Genomic DNA, 22,366 nt, shown 5'->3' with positions numbered 1-22,366 from the left:
GTGCTCGTCGCTACGTCCACGTGCCCGCTCGGACCCGGGCGACGGTGGTGCTCAGGATGCGGACGCCGCGTACCGAACCAGGATCGACCATCGTGAGTTCGCGGACGCGTTGGAGGCGGTAGTCCAGGGTTCTCGGGTGGATGTGCAGGGCGGTGGCGGCGGCCAGGCGGTTCATGTCGGCGCGGTAGTAGGCGTCCAGGGTCAGGACGAGGTCGGGGCCGCCGGCCAGACGCCGGGCGATCTCGCGCAGCCAGGGGTCGACCTCGGGCAGTTGCGCGGCGCCGAGTTCGACGAACACGTCGGCGACACCGTGCAGGGTGCTCGGCGTGGTCTCCAGCGGGGCGACATGGGCCACGCGCCTGGCCAACTCGGCCGTCCTGGCCAGGGTGCCCACGGGGCCCGCGGCCGTGCCCACCGCGCAGGGGCGCTCGACGCGCTCCACGATGTCGCGTACCAGGCTCATGAGCCGATCGCTCCCCGACGCCATCGGCGACAACGACAGGGGGGACAGCGACGCCAGGTCGTCGTGCGGCACCAGGGCCAGCAGTTCGTTCGGCTGCTGCCAGCACAGCGGCACCAGATGGCTCTTGAACACATTCGCGACCAGGTCGTCGTGCATGGCGTCGGTGGTGGCGGGTGTGCGGCTGAACAGCCGGCCCGGCACCCTGACGATGACCACCAGGTAGTGCTCGTGCAGGTCGACGCCCAGGCTGCGGGCGAGGCTCGGCGCGACGGTGGTGTTGCCTTCGAGGAGGAGCCGGGTGAGCGTGCGGACCCTGGTCGCCACCGTGAGGTGCAGGTGCTGCTCCTGCATGAACGCCGTCAGGTAGGCGTCGGTGCCACGCGCGCCCTGGTCGCCGAACCACGACATCAGATGCATCAGGTCCTGTACGCCGTGCCCTTCGACCGCGTCGTAGATCTCGCGGAGCATCAGATTGGCATGCAGGGTCAGCACACGCTGCGCCGTGTCGATGGAGAAACCGCGCCGCGCCCGCTGCCTGCCGATGTCGGCGATGAAGGACAGATCCCCCGCCAGCAACGGCTGATCCTCGCTGACCCGCTCGACCGTGCGCCGCCGGAACCAGACGGCGTAGTCCAGCGTGTCGGCGTACGCCTTCGGATCGGCCACCTCCTTGCGGTATTCCGGCAACTCGCGCATGTACACGCTCACTTCGGCGCGTGCGTTTTCACCGGACCGCTTCATCAACAATTGCATGAGATCGCTCATGCTGATCGACGTCTCCCTTTTTCGAGTGGCCTGGCACGGGCGCGCCTTCATGTTAGCCCGTACGCCGGTGAAGACGGTTGTCATGAACGGCTCTGATACGTGTCGAAGCGGGTCGGCGGCAGTAATGCCCGTCATTGTCAAGACGGCAGGACTTGGGAAATCCGGCCCTCGCCAATATTGCGTGCAATGGCAATCCGGCTCTTTCCGCTGACCACATGCTTCACCACCTGTTACGACGACAATGCCGTCGCCTCTGGGCAATGCTCATGCCGTCGACACCATCGACGCATCCAGATCAGGCCGGTGCCGGACCACAACTCTCCGGCGCGACATGACAGGGGAAACCATGCAGGCACCCATCAAGCGAGGAATGGCCGCAGCGATCGCACTGGCGGCGGCCGCGGCCATCACGGTCGGCTCGGCCGCCCCTGGCACGGCGGCGACCTCCACCTCCACCACCACTCCGCTGCGCGCCTACGGCATCTCCAGCGACGGCAAGCTGATGGCCACCTTCCTCACCGACAATCCACAGCAGCTCGACTGGTTCAGGCGGATCTCCGGGCTGGTCACCGACCGCTTCGTGATCGGGATCGACTTCCGCGTACAGGACGGCAACCTCTACGCCGTCGGCAACCACGGCGGGATCTACACGATCACGATGCCGACGCCGACCGTGCCCGACGTCGTCGTCACGAAGGTCTCCCAGCTCAGCATCTCCCTCAAGGGCACCTCGTTCGGCGTCGACTTCAATCCGGCCGCCGACCGGCTGCGCGTGATCAGCGACACCGGCCAGAACCTGCGCCACAACGTCGCCACCGGCCAGACCATCGCCGACGCCGCTCTGACCGGCGCCCCGGGCGGCCCGGTGATCTCCAAGGTGACCGCCGGCGCGTACACCAACAACGACGGCCACAACGACACCGCGACCTCGCTCTTCACCCTCAACACGGCGGCCGACCAGATCGCCGTGCAGTCACCGGCCAACCTCGGCCTGCTGGCCGCGACCGGCGCGCTCACCGTCGACGCCGACACCAATGCGGGCCTGGACATCTACAGCGACCTGTCCGGCAAAAAGACCGTCTCCAACGTGGCCTTCGCCACCCTGCTCGACGGCGAGAGCGGGGACTCCTTCCTCTACAGCGTGGACGTCCTCACCGGCACCGCCACCCGCGTGGGCGACGAGCCGTTCCCGATCGCCATCTCCGACATCGCGCTCGCCCTCGACACCGACATCGACTGACGCCGTCCCCCCCTCAGCCCGCGCCGGGAGCTCCGGCGCGGGCTGCCCCCGTCCAGGCGTCACCGGTCGCCGCGGGTCAGGACACGGGTGAGACCGGCGACGACAGTGGTCGCGATGATCCAGCCGGACAGCGAAAGGGCCATCGTGACCGCGGTGTAGGCGGTGCTGAGCTTCACGTCCTCGTACTGCTTCATGGAGATGATGGGCAGGACGAGATCGAGGGAGTAGAGCGCCGAGCTCGGCCACGGTGCCTCCTTGGCTCCCGGGATCTTCGCAAGCTCCGTCGCGGGTGCGAGGGCGAAGGCCGCCGATCCCGCCGCGACCAGGAAGGCCAGCCAGACGCCCGCCAGCCAGGGCCGGAAGCCGTACCCGACGGTGACCTCCTGGACCACACCGGTGAATCGCCGGTACCACGGCAGGCTCTTGCGGTGCCTGCGGAACTTCATCAGCAGCACCCGCTTGGCGTCAGGCTCGTGGCCGACCCTCCGGTAGAACGCGGCGAGTTCCTCGTACGGCTGCGGCTGATAGGTGGAGGAGGAGGACGTCAGGCCCCAGGCCTTCAGCCGCAGGTCGGCCTCCTTGCCGGGGTGAGCGTCGCGCTTGATGCGCACGAGGGTGTCGTACTTCAGTCCGTCGAGGGAGAGCGTGCTCCAGCACGGATCGACGTGGAGTTCCAGCTGCGAGGTGACCGTGTGGTCGAGGTGGATCGGCCCTGCGGGTCCCACGCCAGGTCCGATCACGAGCGCGGTGGCGCTCGCCCGGCGGACGACGAGGGAGTCCTGAGGCAGCGATGTCTTGTCCTGGTGGAGGGTGAATGCCGTGGAGGAGATCTCCAGCTGTGCGCTGACCGTGACATCCGTGAGCCGCACGGTGGTCCCCCTGAACGAGGACCGGGTGATGCGCAGATCGCCGTTGACGGTGCTGCCGTCGGCGGCGAAGACGGAGTCGGCCGCCACGGAGCGCATCGTGGTGTCCTCCATGGTGAAGGCGCCACCGATCCCGGCCCCGCGCATCGAGATCGGCCCGGTGATCTCGCATTGGCTGATGAGGACCAGCCCGTTCTCGACGGTGATGTTGTCCGCTCGCAGTACGGCGGGCTCGTCGCTCTCGCCATGTCGTTCCGGGCGTACGGTCAGGTTCTTGAGGGCGATGCCGCCGGTGATCTTCGCATTGTCGATGTCGATCGTGCCGTTGGCCTCGCAGCCCTCCAGGTGCAGGCCGTCGCCCACGGTGATGCCGTTCGCATGCAGCGCGTGGTCGGAGCCGTCGCCCAGTACGGCCGCGGCGAAGTGTGTCTTGCCGCTGATGACCGCCCCGTTGAGCGACAGCGTTCCCGCGCAGGTGAAACGGCGATCGTTGTCGGGCCTGCAGATGAGGTCCCCGGCCAGCTCCAGCCCGTCGGCGAGCAACGTCATGGCCTCCGACGTCTCGGGCTGCGGCCGGGGAGCGGGCTCCAGTGTGGGCGCCTCGGCCGGCGCCGGTTCCGCCCTGGCCTCGATCTCCGCCGTGCGTTTGCCGAGCGTGGCGCCCGAAAGGTTGATGTCGCCGGTGACCCTGGCTCCGCCGAGCCGGAACAGGCCGATGACCTCAGTGCCCTCCATGGCGAATATCCCGCCTTCTACCACGGCGAAATCGGCGTTCACGGCCGTTCTTCTGTCGTCGCTGATCGTGCTTCTGTTCAGGACGAGCGGCCCGGTGATCTTCGCACTCAGCAGGTTGATCCGGTCCAGGAGGACGATCTCGTCGTCGAGTTGCCTGCGCAGTTTCTCCGTGTCGTAGCCGGTGACCTTGACGGTCGTTCGTACATCCGTGAGGGCGGAACTGACGTGCCTGAGGTCCGCGAGAAGTTGCTTCGCATTCTCCTGGCGGGCGCCGACCTCCTGAAGTGCTTCTTCGATGCGGCCGAGTTCGCGATGGATCGCCTTGAGATGGGGAAGGTCCTTCGCGGGTGCCGCGTCCTGATCGGGCTTGGTCGGGGCGCGACCGCCTTCATCCGGACCGTCGAACACCGCGCGCCAGTTTCGACCGCCCGTGTACTTCCGCACCTTCTCCGGACTCTTCTCCCTTGCCACAGTGGCCTGCGCGGCGATCGCCGTCGTGAGACGCTCCAGCCTTCCGCGCCGGTCGTCCAGTTCGGCGAGTTCTTCGTCGAGCCGTGCCGAGCGGAGTTCGCCCATGGTCGTGAGCAGTTCCTCACGGTCGGCCCCTACGTGGAAGGCGCCCGGCTGTGCCACCACGCATCCGCGCAGTGTCAGCTTTCCCTCGACCGTGATCCCTTCGGCCTCGACACCGGGGAGTTCGCACCCGGTGAAGGAGAGCGACCTGGTCCTCGCGTACTTGAACAGCGGCGTGAACTCGAAGGTGCAGTCGATGAACTCCGCGGAGAACCCGACGACGGCATTGCTGAGGTCCAGCCGTCCGATGACATGCGCGCCCTTCAACCGAAGCGCCGGAACCGGGTACGGCAGGCCTTTCGCGTCCTCGGCGAGGACAGTGGTGTCGATGGTGAGCAGGGTCGCGATGACCTTCGCCTGGATGGAGGAGGCCGTGGGGCGGATCTGGCCCGCAGCGGACCGGCTGCTGTTGCCCGGATCCTTCGAGACCGTGACGTCCACGCGCTCGCCCTGGAAGAAGCCGTCCCATACCCGCTGTTCGTTCGGCGTGAGACTACCGAGGCGCTCGGGCGATGGCATCATCGTGGATTCGCCCCCTCTCACTGCCCTGGGCCGCCCCGTTCAGTACGGCCTGGGCCCGGCCACGTGCCATGCCGTGGAGATAGGCATGCGAAGCCGCCTCGTACATCGCGGTGATCTCCCGCTTTCTGGCCTCCCATACCTGTCGCATGTCGGCGGCCTCGGTGTGGCCCCTGTAGTGCGCGAGCATGCGCGTGTAGCGATCGACATTGTCGGTGGCCTCGGCGAATCCGGTGTTGTTCTTGGCCTCCGAGGACAGGCCCATGAGGAAGGCGAAGGCCCCGGACAACAAAAGGAGGCCGATGAACAAAGGCGTCACCGCCGTCGCATCGATCCCCAGAAGCTTGAGATCGGCATTGGACACGACCGTGCGCAGATCCCCGATCCGGTACGCGCAGACCGACCATGTGATCAGCGCGAAGGCGATCGCAGCCACCCTGACGACGAGCTCGCCGACCGGTGGGCGCTTCCGCGTCAGCTGCCGGATCCACAGCCCGCAGAAGTGCGGAACCGCGATGATCGCGGTCGCCACCGAAAGGGTGAACAGGACCGTCAGCAGCTCGATGCGCACACCGCCCTCACCCAGCTCGATGACGATGCCCCCGGTGGCGAGGTTGGCGAAGACGGTGTAGTTGATCCAGATGTCGGCGAGGCCGATCAAGGCGAGGGCGGTCCAGCCGAGTACCCGGGTCGCCTTCGTGTGCAGCGGCCCGTGGCCGTCAGACTTCCGGTCGGCCTCCTGCGCGGCGGCCAGGTCCCGCTCCGCCGCGGCGAGCTTGTTCTGCGCCCAGCCCTCGTGGTGGCGGTGCTCGTCGACAGCACGTTTCTCCTGCTCCCGCCTCCGCGCCGCGTCCGTTTCGCACCGCTCGAGCTCTGCGTCGCGCCAGGCGTCCAGCTGACGCAGGTAGGGGCTGTCGCCCGGAGGGTTCGAGTCGCCGAGACCCAGCCTGCCGTCCATCTCCCCGTTGTGCTGAGCGTCCTGTACGGCCACCGGCATCGTCGTGGCGACGTCCGGCAGGTCGGGGAGCGTGGAGCAGGGGCAGGGAATCTCCTCGACCGGCGCCATGTGGAAGAGGTGCCCAGCCGTACGGCGACGGCGCTCGTTGCTCATGATCTGATGAAATCTCCGTCCTTGACTTTCATCTCTTTCATGGCGAGGGTCCAGAACTCCGAAAGGGTGTTCAACGCCACCCCGTTGCATTTCGCTGCGGCGAGGAACATCGGTGCGCGCACACGTATGCCTTCCAGGTCGGGAAGGTTCTTCTGATTGCGGAGCTTCGCCAGCACCTCTTCTGCTGTGCTGTTCTCCAACGCTGTGCAGAGCTGGAGGTCCTTGTGGGACTGCAGAAAGTCGGTGTAGGCGATGATCGTGCGCTTGGTCGGTGGTCCGCCCAGTTTCTGGCGGGCTACTGCGAGGGCGCCGAACACGTGCGACCTTTGCTGTCCTTCGCCGGTTTCGGCTAGGCAGTTCAGGAACTGCTTGGCGGCTTCGTCGGCTGTTTCCGCCAGTTCTTTCTCGTGGCTCTCGCGCACAATGTCCCCGTTCTCGTCCGACTCGAGCTTCAGGCGTTCCTGCCGGCACGAGGCGATCAGCGGCTCCTGGTTGACCGGGACCAGGTCGAGGGTGGCGCAGCCTTCCTCCGTCAGGCGTGGACCGAGCTTGCCTTTGAGTAGTTCTTTGACCTGCTTCACGGCGGACCCGCTCGCGTCGAGGAGCAGGGCGCATGTCGTGTCCCGCTGTGTGGAGCCCGTGGTGCACGATGGTGCGATCACGAGAAGCAGCGCCGGGCCCGCGACCATCGTCCGGATGAGCTGGTTCCTGTTCATGTCTCGTTCTCCCGGCAAGCAGTCTCATAGCGCGACCGTTCCGGCCTCAAGGTAGTGCCGTCTCAAGGTGATCGCGATCCCATTTGCGCGGCGAATAGCCGATTTGCGCAACGGAAGTGAAATGCCGTAATCCGGAGGGCCGAAAGGCGGCGAATCGGCTGTTATCCGCCGACCGACCGCAGGGTGTCGGAGGGTTTCGCTCCGTACTTCTTCATATAGACGGCTGCGAAACGCCCCTGGTGGGGAAAGCCCCATCGATGAGCCACATCGGTGACGCTGGTATGGCCCGGCTCCGCAGCGATGAGGTCCGCGTGTGCCCGCTCAAGGCGAAGGTTACGCAGATAGGCCATCGGCGACACATCGACGTGCGACCGGAACGCCTCCTGGAGCGTACGGATGGGCACACCGGCGATCTCGGCGAGCCCGGCGGCGGTGAACGGAGTCGCCGGGGCCGCCCGCATCGCGTCGATGACGCGCTTGAGTGTCGGCGGGTGACACGGGGGACCGGAGCTGATCAGCCTGTCCCGGTGGTTGTGGTCGGCCGCTGCCAGCAGGTGGGTGAGCACGCTGTGCCACAACGGCAGGCCGATGATCTCGTGCCTGGTCAGGGGCTCCTCGCGCCCGGCCTGCTCGGCGAGCATGCACACCAGCTCCCGCAGGATCCGCCCGTACCCCCGGGTCAGGTCCATCGACGGGGCGAAAACGATCGGCGAACGGATGGGCCTTTGCAGGAGCCGCTCCAACTCGGCCTCCAGGGCCTCGCGTCTGATCTTGACGCACAGGATGCGGCTACCGGCGCTCCATCGGGTCAGCCGTACGTCCCCGGTGGGCCCGTACAGCACGCCGCGTTCGGAGGTCGCGGTGACCTCGTTGCCCAGGTTCGCGGAGGTCAGCTGGCCCGAGAGCGGAATATTGAAGTGATAGAACTTGTGCAGTTCGGCGAAGTCCATCTTGATGTCCGCATCGAACCGGCAGTCCCCGACCAGGATCGGCCCGATCTGCATCGCGTCGATCGACATCCTGAACTGACCGGCGTTCCGGAGAATATCCATGCGGAGCGGGTAGTACGTGAGAGCCCCTTGCTCGCTGGCCTGATCGAGGTCGAGTGTGCGAGTGCTGAATCTCCAGGGCAGTGCGGGAACCGCCAGGTCAGCTGAATTCGCCATGTCGCCACCAGGGCACTAGGACGCTCGGTTGCTGCGATGTTAACAGCGCCCAACGCAAAGCGGCCCGAACTATGGCGTCATGGTTCGGGCCGCAGTGCCGTTCGCTAGGCGCCGGGCGTGGAGGCCGTGGCCCGGTGCTGGGGTTCGGTACGCGAGGTTTCGCGGTTCAGCAGGCCGAGGAGCGCGCAGCCGATGCTGATCACGCCGAGTACGGTCCAGGCCAGGGCGTAGCCGCCCGTGGGGGCCAGCTCGCCGAAGACGAAGGGCAGGGCGAACCCGCCGACCGCCGAGATGGTGAGCATGAGGCCGAACGCGGTGCCGATGTTCTCCTGCGACAGGCCGGGCCAGTCGCCGGGAATGGTCTGCCAGACGGCCAGCGCGAAGTTGAACATGAAGCCGATACCGAGGGCGGGCAGCCAGAACCAGCCGGGCCCGCTCAGCGGCACGAGCAGCAGGAACACGCCTTCGGCGACCGCGGCGGCGACGAAGACATTGCGCCGGCTGGAGAGCCGGTCGCTGATCCAGCCGCCCGCGATGCTGCCGGGCACACCCGCGATGCCGATGAGGAAGGCGGCCAGGGCGACCTCGCCGACGCCGATGCCCTTCTGGTCGGCGCCGTACCCGGCGATCAGCTGGGAGCCGGCGATGAAGGCGCCGTAGGCGCCGAGGAAGGCCAGGCCGTACAGCCAGATGCTGCGGTTGAGCAGGCCCTGGCGAATGTCGTGCCGGGTCAGGCGTACCCCCTTCAGCTGCTGGCTGCCCGTGGGGACCCGGAAGGCGAACGCGGTGACCAGGCCGACCGCGGCGCACAGCACGCCACCGACGATCAGCGCGTTGCGCCAGCCGACGGCCTCGGTGAGGTCGAGCCAGATGTACAGCCCGGCCGCGGAGCCGATGCTGAAGCAGGCGGAGGTGATGCCGAGCGCCAGGGCGTGGTGGCGGTGCTGGAACCATACGCTGACCGCCGCGACGCCCACGGCGGCGAACACCGACGCGCCGATGCCGCACAGCACACGGAAGACGACCAGCATGGTGTAGGACTCGGCGGTGGCCGAAAGGACCGCGGCCGCGCCTTCGAGCAGGAGGCCGAGTGCGAGGACCCACCGCATGCCGATACGGGTGGCCAGCAGGCCGCCGGGGATGTGGAAGATGCCGTAGCCGATGACGAAGACCGAGATCAGCCCCGCGACCTGCGGGATCTCCAGCTTGAAGGTTTCGCTGATCTGGCCGAAGCCGGCCGCGATGTTGAACCAGTTGATCGTCATCACGACGAAACCGGCCGAGATGATCGCCAGCATCCACCATGGTGTGGACCGGCGGTCGGTGGGTGTCACATTGTCGTCCATGTGTTCTCCGAAGGCATGCGAAAAGGGATGGGGGGTTTCGGTGCGGGGCCTTTCGATACGGAGGGCTCAGGCGAAGAGGCTGAGCAGGGCGCGGCTCATGGCCGAGTCCGGTCGTGCGAGGTCCAGCACGACGTCGTAGTGGTGGGTGTCGGGCGCCACCAGCAGTTCGGAGCGGGTGGCGGACCCTTGCGACCAGGCGTGATGGAACTGCTCGGTCTGGGTGTGGAAGCCGGCGCCGTCGTGCTCGGCGACGGCGAAGATCGCGGGAACCCGCCGGGCGGGCAGGCTCAGGGCGGGGCTGAGCGCGGCGGCCCGTTCGAGGTCGAGTCCGAGCCAGTCGTTGGCGAAGCTGTCGACCAGCGGCCTGATGTCGAACAGCCCGCTGATGGGCATCGCGGCGCTGACCACGTCGAGCGGCAGGCCGAGCGGCTCCTGCCAGTCCTGCAGCATGAGCATGCCGGTCAGATGCCCTCCGGCCGAACTGCCGCCGACCACGATCCGGCTCGGGTCGAGCCCGTGCCGCTCGCCGTGCCGGTGCACGAAGGCCACGGCGGCGCGGACCTGGCGGACGATCTCCTCCAGCGTCGCGTGCGGGGCCAGGGTGTAGTCGACGGCGACGGTCGCGATGCCCTGCTGGTCGAGCATGGCGGCCATGAACGCCGAGTCCGCCCGCGACAGCGCCCGCCAGTACCCGCCGTGCACGAACACGAACACCGGCCGGGGCCGGTCGCCCACCCCCCAGATGTCGAGCCGCTCACCGCTGACCTCGTCGTAGACCAGGCCCGGGTACCCGCGCAGACCGCGCACCGCCGAGTCCGACCACGACCGGTAGCGGTGCATGTTCTCGTCGAAAACCGCAACGGGTACGGTCGCCCGTACGTTGTAGGCGCGGTCGGCGTCGTCCCTGGGGCTCATCGCATGGCCGAGGCGGCGAACGTCTCGATGTGCGCGGCCAGTACGGCGGGCGACTCCAGCGTCGGGAAGTGCGTCCGTCCGGGGATGTGCTGGGGTGCGAACCACGGATTGGCTGCGGCGAACTCCCGCTGGAGGGCCTCGTAGTCCGGGCGGTCCGGCTGGGAGAACAGGTGGGTGATCGGCCGCTGCGGCGCCATCTCCGCCATCCTGCGCATCGGGGAGCCCCAGGTGGCGTACGCGCGCTCGATGACACGGCAGGAACGGGCCCACATGTCGAAGTCGAACGAGGCCATCTCGTCGTCGAGGTGGTGGGCGACCGCCGGGTGCGCGGTGCCGCCGAGCCAGAAGTCGAACAGCCGCTGCCTGCCCGCCTTCCACACCTGCGGGTCCTGGATGTCACGCAGGTCCTGGATGAACTCCGGCCACGCCTCGACCATGATCCAGTCGATCACCACGGAGCCGGGCACCCGATCGGTGTCCAGGCGGTTGGTGACCTCCATGTTGGCCCAGCCGCCGTGCGAGGTGGAGACCGGTATGAAACGTTCCACACCGAGCGCGTCCATCAGTGCGATCACATCGTCGGCCTGCTCGGCGGGCCCGAAGTCGTCCTCGACCGTACGCACGGCGCCGTGCCCACGCCAGTCGGCCCGGATCACCTGATGCCGTTCGGCCAGAGACGGGAGCACGGCGTCGAAGAGCCGATGGTCCTGACACCACCCGCTGAGCAGGACCAGCGTGGGGCCGGCCGTACCGGTGACGTCGTAGTCGATCGGGTTGCCGTTGAGGTTCAAGGTCTTCATGGTGTTTCCTTCCGCCGGTGTGCTGGTGCCGGGAGTCCGGTTCACGCCGGGAAACGGTTCATACCGGTGGGGACGGTGGTGGCGGCGCGCAGGCGCATCCTGCCGAGGGTGCGCGAGCGGTTCAGTACGGCCAGCAGCGCCGAGCGCGGGCGGTCGGGCAGCGGGTTGAGGTGGCCGAGACGGTGCGAGAAGCGCTGGGTGTGCTGGATCACCGGCCGCTCCGCCGCCTCCCAACTGCGCAATTGCGTGGCCAGGTCGCCCGCGCCGTAGGTGACCGCCTCGGCGAGCCCGAGCGCGTTCATCATCGCGCACCCGCCGCCCTGGCCCAGGTAGGGCGGCTGGGCGTGCGCGGCGTCCCCGAGTACGGCGACCGCACCCGCCGACCACTGCTTGAGCTCCAGGTACTCGAACTGGTCCCAGCGGCTCTCCCCGTCGAGATGCTGGATGAGCTCCTCCAGCAGGGGGAAGGAACGCAGCCAGGTGTCCTTGTCGATCGGCACGCGCTGGGCGCGCTCGTCACCGGTGGAGCAGACCAGTGCGATGTAGAGCTGGTCGGCGCTGGACGGGGTGTAGAGGATGCGACGGCTGCCGGAGAAGTACTCGATGTACTTGGCGTCGTCGGCCGGGGCGACGAAACCGGCCCGGCGGGGGATGAGCAGCCGGGCGGCGCCCTGCGGCATCCGGACCCGGCGGCGCAGCAGGCCGAGGGAGTCGCGCAACCGCGAGTTGACGCCGTCGGCGGCGACCACCAGGTCACTGCGCGAGCGGGTGCCGTCGGCGAAGACCACCTCGCCGTCGGGCGTCGCGGTGACCGCGGTGGAACCGGTGACGATCTCCACCCCCGCGCGTACGGCGGCTCCGGTCAGCGCGTCGATCAGCCGCCTGCGCAGGATCGTGTACAGCTCAGGGCCGTGCTCACCGTTGATCGGGATGCTCTCGACGACCCGGTCGTTGCGGTCGCGGCTCTCCATCAGCGGCCCGAGATGGGCCCCTTCGACCGCTTCGTCGAAGACGCCGAGCGCGCGAAGGACCGACAGGCCGTTGCTCCACAGGTAGATACCGGCGCCGATCGCCCTGATCTCCTGATCGCGCTCATGAAGGCGTACCGTCCAGCCGCGCTGGGCCAGCGCCGCGGCCGCGGTCAGCCCGCCGAGCCCCGCGCCGATGATCTGTGCGTGTGGTGCTGTCGCCGACACGGGATCGCCTGCTTTCACTTCTGTTCCGACGGGATGAGGGCGCCACCGGACTCCGCTGCGATCCCGCCTGAACGCACCGAAACCATGACCATGCGGACGAACCGCCCCTGGGTTTCGATGAGCATAGGTCGGAGTGGGAGGGGAGTGGATCGCGAGTTCCGCACGGTGAAACCTGCGGGGGGTGGGTGCGGTGGCGCCGGGCGGAGGATCGGCGCGGACCTGCGGTGTTGTCAGGGGGGCGGTGATGACTGCTGCGGTGACGGCCCCATCGAGGGTTCTTGTCATGGAACCTCGCGCACCTGAAGCCTGCGGAGGACCGGGATTCCCACACCTGGCCAACGAGGACCGGATCACCGACGACTAGGACCCAGAACCCGCAGGTCAGGCGCTTTTGGCGGCAGGGATCGAGACGACAGGTTCGCCCGATGTAGGAGGTCGGCTGTGGGGGAGATGCGCAGACGGCCTATCTGGTCGGCCGTAGTCCCGGTATCCACATCACTGCCGTCGACCGCGACGCCACGTCCTTGAAACACGCCCGCACTCGCGAACACCTCACCGCATCGGCCCCGCCTGCGGACGTCCGCTTCCAGCACCCCAACCTGTACCGGCTGCCGCTCGCCGACAACCCCCTCGACCAGGCGTTCGCCTGCTTCGCCCTGGAGCATCTCGCCCAACCGGCCGACGTCCTGGCAAGACTCCGCCGGGTCTTGTGGCCCGGCGGAGCATCAGCGTGATCGAGGGCGACCACGGCTCGGCATTCCCGCACCCGACAGTCCACACGCCCGCAAGGTCATCGACTGCCCGATCCGAATCCAGCCCCAAGCCGGCGGCGACGTCCCGACTGGCCGCAAACCCATCACCCTGACCGTTCGCCAGGCTTGCAGATCCCGCCTACTCCTCCGAAAAGCACACCGGGTCGGCGTTACCAAGCGTTCGCCGGGATGGTGTAGAAGGTACGAGCCCGCCCCCACCACTCCCGGTCCGCGAACCTCCCGGTGATCCGCCCGGCCACACACCACAAGGTGTGGACATCGTGCCCTTCGTCAGCTTCGGGGTCGAGCGCCAGCCCTTCAGTGAAGGGCCGGTAGTCGGGGAGGGACATGTAGCCGCCCTCCTCGTACGGCGGATTGACGTCGCCGAGCAGTTCCCCGTCGTAGAGAAGGTTCAGCGGGCCGAGTCCTTCACCCACCTCCCCTGTGTATTTCATCTGAAGAACTCGCTGTTTTCCGAGATTGTCGATCCCGGGATAGGCGGTGGTCATCCCGAAGACGAAGACATGAGTCCAGCCTGGTGCGTGCGGGCCGACCCAGATCGCTTTCGCCGGAGGGCCTTTGTACGTGCCGACGAGTGTTTCCACATCGCACTCCAGGCGTGAGCCCGGATCCACGCGGAATCGGCCGGCCAGCTCTTCCGGGTCGTCGCTCTCCACCCAGAGGGCATGGAAGCCCCGTTGGAGTCCACGGCCGTGCTCGACCAATAAGTCCCACTGATTGGCTGCGGGGAGGGCCTGTTCCGTGTTCGTCATGGTTCACATCCTGTTGTCCAACGGGAATGCGGGGCTGCGCACTCCAGCCCCGCATTCGATGTCCGGCTAGTCTACGATCTTCACCCAGAATGGGCTGTCGCTGACCTTGGTGATGGTGTTCTCAGGGTCGTAGTCGAGAAGGCGATAGTGGCCGTAGAACGCCTTCAGCGCATCTCCGTGATCCTGGTTGTGCGCTTCTCGAACTCCTTGAATCGAATAGTGGATCTTGTCCTTCGCTGCTCCCTGCTCGGTCGACGCGAAGGGGTATTCGTCGCACTCCACGTTCCGGTAGCCCCATTGCTGGTAGACCTCCTTGGTGTAGTACCTGCAGTAGGACCCTCCGAAGGGTAGATCCCAGTTGTCCTCAGGCACCGCGTAGGGAGTTCCGCCGAACACTCTCCTGTTCTTCTTGGGAACGCCTATCGCAGCTCTCCACAATGCTTCTCCCTCCTTGCTGTCCGGGGCTGCGGTGTAGTTGCCCCCGATGACCTTCGGTAGTTCGTTGTGCAGTGGCCCCTTGACCGGTGGACGGCTCTTTATTCGGCCCGCGGTCGTGTCTCCAGGGCGATAGGGCGGGTAGGTGAGATGGTTCCGCGCCGGGTCCAGGGCTTTCTCGATATGGTTGATGACATCCAGGAATTCGTCATCCCTGCTCTTGGACATCGTGAACACCCGGTCGGCTCTGATGTAGACGCACCCGCCGGTGTTCCCGTTCTCGCCGAGGACTCCGAGCTCCCTCCAGTCGCAGCGGAAGCTGGGCGACCACAAAGGGTAGACCGGAATGCCTTGTCCCCACCGCACAACGCCCAGTCGTTTGCCTGCGTCGCTGAGGATGTCCTGGTCCCAGAGGGGAAGTCGGCCGCGCTTCGCCTCGTACTTGGTGATCGCGGGCTGGAGCTGGCAGACCTCCCTGTCATGGTTCGCCGGCTTGGTCGTGTTGATCAGGTACTGGAGGTACGCCGTGGAACGCCAGTTGGAGATCGTCTTCAATTGGGTGCGGCTGGGGCTGTCACTCGACACCTTGCAACCGCCCTGGATACCGAGTTCGAACTCGATCTGGACATTGTTCAGATCGGAATCCAGATGGGTCTGCCTGACGCCTCTGTTCCAGATGCCGAAATCTGAGAGCTTCAGGAAGAACTTGATGTCCTGCGGTTTCAGGCCGTTGGCCGCGGAACCGCCCTTGTAGACGCTCTGTCCGGTGTGGTTGCCGATGTAGGAGTGCGCCACCCACGTCGCGCGGAAGGTGAACACGTCGTCGTCGGTCACCTTGTCCAGCAAAGCCGCCGGGATCCGCAGCGGTCCGGGGAAGAGCTTGACCCACCAAGCGGTCCGGTTCTTGCGCTTCTTGACGCCGTTCTCGTCGACCTCCTCCCATCCGCCGTGCCCGATCCAGGTGGTCCAGCAGGCCGAATGCGGGCGCTCCTGCATCCGCGAGTAGGCGTCGAGGAGCCGTGGCGCCCTTTGGGTGGCGTAGCAGGTCTCCAACGACGGATGGTTGTACTGGAAGTTGCCGACCATCGCGGGCGCCGCGGACGCCTTCGCCTGAGCGGGCGTCCGCGGAGAGACCGGTGAGAAAGGCTGCGAGGACGGTGGGGATGCCGGCTGAGCGGCCGGGGCCGTCAGCAGGGCGAGGATCTGGGTGGCGTCCAGAGTTCTCTGGAAGACCTGGACCTCGTCCAGCGTGCCCTGGAGTCGCATACCAAGCGCCATGGCCGTGGCGGAGTTCCAGGTGGTGAAGCTCACGGGCGAGCGCTTGACCAGAACACCGTTGAGGTACAAGGAGGCGGTCTTGGCCTCCGCGTCGTACACACCCGCCAGGTGGAACCACTCGTCGACCGGTGCCCGCGTGCCCGAGAGAGCACCCTCGACCGTCGCGCCGGCAGCGTCCGCGCTGGTGAAGGTGAACACCAGCCCGTCCTCGGTATCGTTGCCAAGCCGGAAGGGCGCCTGATGCTCACCCTTCTGCGCGACAACGTCGTAGTCGCCGTTGGCATCGCTCCACCGCAGCCAGGAAGCCACGGTGAAACTCTCGTCCGTCTGGATCACCGGGCCGGTGGTCTGCGCCAGCGGCTCCTCACCTGGGTGGATGACGTCGACCTTGAGCGTCTGCCAGCCCGACCAGGCCGACGCCGCGCTGGGGGACACCGCACGGACGCGCCAGCGCACCAGCCAGCCGTCGATCAGCTTTCCGGTAGGTACGGCGAGGACGGCCGGGGAGCCGACCTCGGCGTCGGCGACGTTGCCTGCCCAGATCTGCCCGGTCCCCTGACCCTCAACGGAGGGATCGTGCTCGATCTCGAACTCCGCGGCGAGCGCGTCGCCCCGGGGATCGGTGACGGTCGCGGAGAGTGCTGGCGTTTCGACCCGCGTGATCGTCTGACCGTTGATCTTTTTGGACGGCGTGACCTTGAGGTCGTTCACCGCGGGCACCGAGTCCGGTCGATCCACGACGAGCTGCTTCCAATCCGACCAAGCCGAGGGCAACGTGCCGGCATGCGAGCGGACACGCCAGCGCACCGTCCATCCGTCGGTCAGCCTCCCAACAGGTACGGCAGCCGCGACCTGCGCGCCCGCGACTCCCTCGACCGAGGTCGTCCAAATCTGCCCAGTCCCTTGGCCCTCGGGGGCTGCGGGGTCGTGCTCGATCTCGAACTCGGCCCGCAGGTTGCCGCCGGGACCGTAGATGACCCGTGCCTGCAGCGACGGCGTCAGCACCGGGGTCACCGTCTTGTCGTCGACCTGCTCTGACGGGCTGACCTGAAGCTGATCCACCTCGGGCTTGGGGATCACGACCGCAAGCACTTGCCAGCCCGACCAGGCCGACGCCGCGCTGGGGGACACCGCACGGACGCGCCAGCGCACCAGCCAGCCGTCGGTCAGCTTTCCAGTGGGGACGGCGACGGATGCCTGGGCGCCGGGCTGCACCTCGGAGACGTTGGCCGTCCAGATCTGCCCGCTGCCCTGACCGGCGGGAGCGGCCGGGTCGTGTTCGATCTCGAACTCTGCGGTGAGCGCCTCACCACGAGGATCGAGCACGGTGGCCCGCATCTGCGGGGTCAACGTGTGCGTGACCGTCCGGCCGTCCACCTGCTGCGACGGAGTGACCTGCAACTCCTGTACGGCGGGAGCCGAGTCCGGCTGGTCCACCAGCAACTGCTGCCAGTCCGACCACGCCGATGCGATCGTGCCCGTGACGGATCGCGCGCGCCAGCGCACGGCCCAGCCGTCGGTCAGCTTGCCTGCCGGCGCGGTCACCGACGCCTGGGTCCCGACCGGGACACTGTCGGCGGCACTGGCCCAGATCTGCCCGGCCCCTTGGCCCTCGGGGGCTGCGGGGTCGTGCTCGATTTCGAACTCGGCCCGCAGGTTACCGCCGGGCGCGTAGGTGACCTGCGCGTGCAACGACGGGGTGAGCACGGTGGTGACGGTCTTGCCGTCGACCACTTGCGACGGCGTGACCTGGAACTGACTCACACCGGGCTTCGGCACGGCGACCTTCACCTGCCGCCAGGCGGTCCAAGTGGAAGAGTTGGCGCCCGCCAGCGAGCGCAGCCGCCAGCGCACCAGCCAGCCGTCGGCCACCATGCCTGCCGCGACGGGCACCGCGACGGCCGTACCGGATGCCACGTTGTCCAGTGCGGTGGCCCAGATCTGGCCACTGCCCTGACCCTGTGGCGCGGCCGGGTCGTGCTCCAACTCGAGCTCCACCCGCGAGGCGCCACCCTGCGGATGGGACACGAGGGCCCTCAGCTCAGGAGTGAGCGACGTGGAAACCACCACTCCGTCCTGGGTCTGCGAAGGAACAACCTGGAGCTGGCTGACCGCCGGATCGGTGGCTGGATCGAAGATGTCGGTCCGGAACCGTTGCCAGGACGACCAGCCAGGCGTCGAGCCAGGCGTGGTGGCCTTGACCCGGAACTCGTAGTCGATCTTGTCGGACAGCCGCCCAGCGGGGACTGTCGTCGACGCCAACGAGCCGGAGGCCACGTTCGTGACCGTCGTCGACCAGAACACCGTGTCGGTGAGCCAGTCGGCGACCTGGAACTCGACCGCGGACGCGCCGCCTAGCGCGTCGGTGACGCGGGCCAGCAAGGTCGGGGTCAGGGACGGTGTCACCGTGCTCGTGGCGACCGTTTCCGATGGCGTGACCTGGAACTGGTCCACCGCGGGCTCGGGCACGTTCACGGTGAAGATCTGCCAGGACGACCAGGCCGGAGTGGAACCCGGTGTGGTGGCCTTGACCCGCCACTCGTACTTCACGCCGTCGATCAGGACGCCACTGGGCACCACTACTGTGGCGTTGCTCCCCGACGGGATGTTGTTCAGCGAGAGCGACCACTTCACGGTGTCGGTGAGCCAGTCGGCGACCTGGAATTCGACCGTCGACGGACCGCCGAGCGCATCGGTCACCCGGGCGCGCAAGGTCGGGGTCAGGGAACTGGTGACGGTGCCGGAGCCGGAGCCCGATGAGGGGGTGAGCTGGAACTGGTCCACCACCGGCTCGGGTACGTTCACGGTGAAGAACTGGTACGGCGTCCACGCCGAGGTGGCGCCGCTGGAGGTGGCCTTCACCCGCCATTCGTACTTGGTGCCGTCGAGCAACTTGCCGACAGGCACCACGATCGACGCCTGAGCACCTGAGGCGACATTCGTCGCCGAACCCGACCACACGACGACGTCGTCGACGTAGCGCGCCACCTGGAAGTCGACCACACCACTGTTGCCCAGCTTGTCGACGAGCCTGGCCAGCAGCGTCGGCGTCAGCTTGGAGGTGATGATGTCGGTCCCGGTGCCCGTCGCCGGGGTCACCTGAAGCTGGTCCACCGCGGGAGCGGCGTCCACCGTGAAGAACTGATAGGGCGTCCAGGCAGGGGTGGATCCCGGTGTGGTGGCCTTGATCCGCCACTCGTACTTCGTGAGATCGAGCAGTTTCCCGGCCGGAACCGTCACGGAGATCTGCGAGCCCGATGCCACGCCGGTCAGGCTGGTCGACCACACGACCACATCATCGACGTAGCGCGACATCTGGACATCGACCGTGGCCGGGCCGCCGAGCGGATCGGTGACTCTGGCCTTCACCGTCGGGGTCAGTGACGAACTCCTGATGTCAGCGCCGACACCTGTCGAGGGGCTGAGCTGGAACTGGTCCAGCACGGCCTCGGGCACGTCGACCGTGAAGAACTGGTACGACGACCACGCGGAAGCACCACCTGCGGACGTCGCGCGTACCTGCCACTCGTACTTGATGCCGTCGAGCAGCTTGCCCGCCTGCACGGCGATCGACGCCGCCGTACCCGAGGGCACATTGGGCACCGAGCCTGACCACACGTGGCTGTCGTCTGAGTACTTGAGCACGCGGAACTCGACCGTCGAGGCGCCCGACGTGGCATCGGTCGCCGTCGCCTTGAGCGTCGGCGTCAACGACGACGTCACGATGCCGCCGCCGACCGTCTGTGCCGGGGACAGGCTGAGCCCGGTGACCGTGGGAGCGGCGGCCGCCATGATGTTTTGCCGGGAGGGTGACGCGGCAATGGGCGTGGGCGCGGCAGTGGGCGTGTTGGTCAGCCCAGTAGCATGCTTGCCCGGCGTCCACGAAGCCGTCTCGTTCAGCTTCGCATCGTGCCCGTTGCCCGACGAGTCGCCGGCGGTATCGCCTGAGCCCTCATCGAACGTCCAATGACCCGCGGCCTGCTTCGGGGTGCTGAACGACCACGTGTAGGTGATCATCCTGTTCTCCGCCTCGTCGGCCGCGTCCGAGAGCACCGCTGTGTATGTGCTTCCCGCGCTCAGCGCACGCTCCGGCGTGAACGTTACGACCGTCCCCGAGTTGTCGTATGCCGCTGCCGCCGGCACCTCGACGCCACTGGCGTCCTTCAGCATCACGGCGGCTTCGTTGACCGACTCGGAGAAGGTGACCTTGAGCTTCGTGTTCAGAGGGACGTCGGCCGCGCCGTTCGAGGGCTCGACGCTGACCACACGTGGCCCGAGAGTGTCCTCGCCCGTGCCGTCCTCGTCGTCGCTGCCCTCGGGACGGCGGTCGAGTTCGTCCGGTATGGCCTCGAAGGGCTCTCCGTCGCGCTGACCGGCGATCTGGCCGGAGAACGTGTTGTCGATTCCGGTTCGCTCACTGCCTTCCGGCTCGTAGATCGACTGGGCGCGGGCCTGTTCGAACGTCGGAAGGCTCGTGATCGGGTCGGGTGACATGAACGTGAAGCCATCGACCTTGGGAGGAGCGGGAACCTCGTACTCGAGGAAGAAGTAGGGGTGGTGGCTGCCATCCGGAGCGGTCTCCGGGTAGTTGCCCGACAGGTACTGGCGCCAGTTGTTCGCGCCGGACTCGGCCACCGAGCGGACCATCAAGCCGTGGTTGGGCGTCCCGTCCGCCCAGGCCTGGGCGATCTGCTCGATGGAGTACCAGAGCTCGCCCTCCGCCATCCAGTCGGAGCAGTTCGCGTCCTTGCCGTAAGGGTTGACCACGTGGCCGTCGGCCACGGCGAGCGGCTGATCCGACCACTTGATCGTAGTGGGGGTCCAGTCGGCGGCGACGCGGTGCATGGAGATGCCGCCGACTTCGCCGCAGGCGCTGGAGATGTAGTTCCACAGTGTGATGTTCGCGTCGATGATCTGACGGCCGAAGAACGGCGCATTCCTGAGATCGAACTTCAGGTAGGAACGGTAGTTGTAGCCGTCCCGGCGTCCGGCGAAGAGCGCGTTGCTGTTGGCCGAGTAGCTGCCGTTGACGTAGGCGCCGCCGTTGGCGATGAACGTGTCGGCGGGAGCGCCGGCTCCGTGCCACGGCGTCGGGTTACCGGCGGCCACCGTAACCGGGTAGGTCACCGTAGGGTCGGACAGGAAGGCCGGGTCTGGGGAGAGCACGAGGGTGGCGTTGTCACCGCTTCCCGTGAGGGTCGTCGTTGCGCTGCCCGCCTTGCCGCTGCCCGGTCGGGCGCTCTCCTTGGCATCCATGATCGGAAGCGCCGAAAGGTCGGCGATCTCCTTGCCGCCCGCGAGCGCCGCAGGCTTGCCGTCGGAGGCCTTGCCGAGGCTCATTCCGGAGGGCGGGTCGATCCGCACGGGTAGTTTGAGGCGCTGGGCAGGTCGTTCGCGGATCACGATCTGTTGCTGGTAGCCAGTGGGAGTCACGGTGACGACCAGGTCGATGCCGCGACCGTAGGCGGCCCGGTAGGTCGCGGTTTGGCCGGACAGCTCGGGCACAGGCAACGTGCCGGGCGGGGCGATGCTGATTTCGCCGGTCTTGCCCTGCTGAGGGCCGAGGAATTCGCCCTTCGCGGTCAGCAATGGCGCGGTGCCGCCGCCGTTGGACAGCTTGAGGTCCAGCTTGGCCATGCGGGGTTTGACGACGCCGTTCTCCACGATGAGTGTCGGGTCGACCTTGTGCCATGTGCCGTCGCGCTGGACGCGAATGACGGTGCTCGACACATAGGTTCTGACCGTCTTGCCGCCGGGCATGGCGACGGTGGTCATGTTCTCGGTGTGGAGGCTGGGAATCTCCACTTCTTTGCCCGTCCGCTTGGCCTCGGTCTTGGCGAGATCGACGTAGCTCGGCCCAGCCGGTGCAGTTGTGGAAGCCGGTTCGGGTGGCGGGGTGGGTACGGCGACAGCAGGTGCCACCAGGGTCGATGCAGTGATCGCAAAAGTGGCCAAGAACAAGGTCCCGCAGCGCGTCGCGGTGGATAGACCGGACGCCGATCGAGTGGTTTTCATTTTCACCCTTTCAGGCATAACGGCATACCGTGGCGATCGTGGCAGCCTATAAAGGCAATGTAAATATCATTTATGCGACCGGTAAGCCGCCCTCCGTCATAGATGCCGGTCGCCGCCCTGGTCGCGTTATTTCCTGCGGACGATCCTGCTGATTGGGCCCTTGTCGTGGGTGCTATCGCTTATGCCTACTTTGTTCGCGGAGAACAAATATGTGTGATCTCATTATTTAGGGGTTTCCTTTCATGCGACGGCGTCCTAGACTCCTGGGCGGCTCGGCGGAAGGGTGTCTGGGCGGCGGCCAGGTGTTCAAGGACGTCGAATTCTTTTCCGAAGCCTCCGTCTCAAGGCCGAGGAACTCGAGCACGCCATCGCGCTGCTGCTTGGTCGCAAGCGCTTGTACTGCTTCGCAATTCATCGCGTGATGCTTGATCTGCGGCTTTGACCTCCAGGCACCGTGCTCTTTGGGGTGCAGAAGCGCGGATCATCGCCGATGCGAAAGTCCTTCGCCTCGTGGGATCGGGCATCCCTTAGGTCGTCGAGCGGCTGGCCCGGGTTGCCTGGATCATCTTTCGCGCTCGTGTCCACGGTGTGCGCCGTCACGCGACGGCTGCTGCCGTAGTCCGGGCTGCCGTTTCGCGGTGACTTCTTCAGGGGGCGGAGTCGCTGATGCCAAGGCGTGAGAACGCGAGTTCTGTACCGTCA

12 protein-coding genes and 1 pseudogene are annotated in these 22,366 nt (G+C 67.0%); 2 read left to right on the top strand and 11 right to left on the bottom strand.

Annotated features, from left to right (window positions below):
* Positions 1–10: 10 nt before the first annotated feature.
* The gene (locus ACTWNK_RS40390; RefSeq protein WP_474310213.1) at positions 11–1,159 is read right to left on the bottom strand and encodes a PucR family transcriptional regulator; all 1,149 of its coding nucleotides are present in this window, start codon (positions 1,157–1,159) and stop codon (positions 11–13) included.
* Between the two features lie 415 nt (positions 1,160–1,574).
* Here ACTWNK_RS40390 and ACTWNK_RS40385 point away from each other — a divergent pair, with 415 nt between their 5' ends.
* Positions 1,575–2,468, top strand: coding sequence for a DUF4394 domain-containing protein (locus tag ACTWNK_RS40385; protein WP_474310211.1), 894 nt, complete (start codon positions 1,575–1,577; stop codon positions 2,466–2,468).
* A 59-nt stretch (positions 2,469–2,527) separates the two neighbouring features.
* Here ACTWNK_RS40385 and ACTWNK_RS40380 read toward each other — a convergent pair whose 3' ends face one another.
* The 8 genes from ACTWNK_RS40380 to ACTWNK_RS40345 all read right to left on the bottom strand — a co-directional run bounded on the left by ACTWNK_RS40380 (position 2,528) and on the right by ACTWNK_RS40345 (position 12,411).
* Positions 2,528–5,083: a hypothetical protein gene (locus ACTWNK_RS40380; protein WP_474310209.1), complete on the bottom strand. Its 2,556-nt coding sequence runs from the start codon at positions 5,081–5,083 to the stop codon at positions 2,528–2,530.
* Between the two features lie 52 nt (positions 5,084–5,135).
* Positions 5,136–6,227 (bottom strand): hypothetical protein, encoded by a 1,092-nt coding sequence (locus ACTWNK_RS40375; protein ID WP_474310208.1) that lies wholly within the window; start codon positions 6,225–6,227, stop codon positions 5,136–5,138.
* 41 nt (positions 6,228–6,268) lie between these two features.
* A complete protein-coding gene (locus ACTWNK_RS40370; protein ID WP_474310207.1) occupies positions 6,269–6,988 on the bottom strand; it encodes a hypothetical protein in 720 nt (239 codons plus the stop codon).
* 161 nt (positions 6,989–7,149) lie between these two features.
* Positions 7,150–8,154, bottom strand: coding sequence for an AraC family transcriptional regulator (locus ACTWNK_RS40365; protein ID WP_474310206.1), 1,005 nt, complete (start codon positions 8,152–8,154; stop codon positions 7,150–7,152).
* A gap of 104 nt (positions 8,155–8,258) precedes the next feature.
* Positions 8,259–9,500: an MFS transporter gene (locus ACTWNK_RS40360; RefSeq protein WP_474310205.1), complete on the bottom strand. Its 1,242-nt coding sequence runs from the start codon at positions 9,498–9,500 to the stop codon at positions 8,259–8,261.
* Positions 9,501–9,566: 66 nt separating this feature from the next.
* A complete protein-coding gene (locus tag ACTWNK_RS40355) occupies positions 9,567–10,415 on the bottom strand; it encodes an alpha/beta hydrolase (RefSeq protein WP_474310204.1) in 849 nt (282 codons plus the stop codon).
* Positions 10,412–11,215 carry an alpha/beta fold hydrolase gene (locus ACTWNK_RS40350; protein ID WP_474310203.1) on the bottom strand — a complete coding sequence of 268 codons (804 nt, stop codon included), beginning with the start codon at positions 11,213–11,215 and terminating at the stop codon, positions 10,412–10,414. Before ACTWNK_RS40350 ends, ACTWNK_RS40355 begins: the two co-directional genes overlap by 4 nt.
* Before the next feature lie 41 nt (positions 11,216–11,256).
* On the bottom strand, positions 11,257–12,411 hold the full coding sequence (locus ACTWNK_RS40345) for an FAD-dependent oxidoreductase (RefSeq protein ID WP_474310202.1): 1,155 nt from the start codon (positions 12,409–12,411) through the stop codon (positions 11,257–11,259).
* 443 nt (positions 12,412–12,854) lie between these two features.
* Here ACTWNK_RS40345 and ACTWNK_RS40340 point away from each other — a divergent pair.
* A pseudogene (locus ACTWNK_RS40340) lies at positions 12,855–13,145 on the top strand (class I SAM-dependent methyltransferase); the annotation flags it as partial.
* 188 nt (positions 13,146–13,333) lie between these two features.
* Here ACTWNK_RS40340 and ACTWNK_RS40335 read toward each other — a convergent pair.
* On the bottom strand, positions 13,334–13,936 hold the full coding sequence (locus tag ACTWNK_RS40335; RefSeq protein ID WP_474310201.1) for a hypothetical protein: 603 nt from the start codon (positions 13,934–13,936) through the stop codon (positions 13,334–13,336).
* Between the two features lie 66 nt (positions 13,937–14,002).
* The gene (locus ACTWNK_RS40330) at positions 14,003–21,664 is read right to left on the bottom strand and encodes a DNRLRE domain-containing protein (protein WP_474310200.1); all 7,662 of its coding nucleotides are present in this window, start codon (positions 21,662–21,664) and stop codon (positions 14,003–14,005) included.
* Positions 21,665–22,366: the final 702 nt, after the last annotated feature.

This window comes from Nonomuraea sp. IBHARD001 (assembly GCF_056106265.1).
This window is presented reverse-complemented; position numbering and strand designations above follow the sequence as displayed.

What these genes read in the sequence shown, in the direction of transcription:
- ACTWNK_RS40360 (WP_474310205.1), bottom strand. Translation starts at nt 9,500, where the DNA reads ATGGACGACAATGTGACACCCACCGACCGCCGGTCCACACCATGGTGG.
- ACTWNK_RS40385 (WP_474310211.1), top strand. Translation starts at nt 1,575, where the DNA reads ATGCAGGCACCCATCAAGCGAGGAATGGCCGCAGCGATCGCACTGGCG.
- ACTWNK_RS40375 (WP_474310208.1), bottom strand. Translation starts at nt 6,227, where the DNA reads ATGGCGCCGGTCGAGGAGATTCCCTGCCCCTGCTCCACGCTCCCCGAC.
- ACTWNK_RS40335 (WP_474310201.1), bottom strand. Translation starts at nt 13,936, where the DNA reads ATGACGAACACGGAACAGGCCCTCCCCGCAGCCAATCAGTGGGACTTA.
- ACTWNK_RS40330 (WP_474310200.1), bottom strand. Translation starts at nt 21,664, where the DNA reads ATGAAAACCACTCGATCGGCGTCCGGTCTATCCACCGCGACGCGCTGC.
- ACTWNK_RS40370 (WP_474310207.1), bottom strand. Translation starts at nt 6,988, where the DNA reads ATGAACAGGAACCAGCTCATCCGGACGATGGTCGCGGGCCCGGCGCTG.
- ACTWNK_RS40365 (WP_474310206.1), bottom strand. Translation starts at nt 8,154, where the DNA reads ATGGCGAATTCAGCTGACCTGGCGGTTCCCGCACTGCCCTGGAGATTC.
- ACTWNK_RS40390 (WP_474310213.1), bottom strand. Translation starts at nt 1,159, where the DNA reads ATGCGCGAGTTGCCGGAATACCGCAAGGAGGTGGCCGATCCGAAGGCG.
- ACTWNK_RS40355 (WP_474310204.1), bottom strand. Translation starts at nt 10,415, where the DNA reads ATGAGCCCCAGGGACGACGCCGACCGCGCCTACAACGTACGGGCGACC.
- ACTWNK_RS40350 (WP_474310203.1), bottom strand. Translation starts at nt 11,215, where the DNA reads ATGAAGACCTTGAACCTCAACGGCAACCCGATCGACTACGACGTCACC.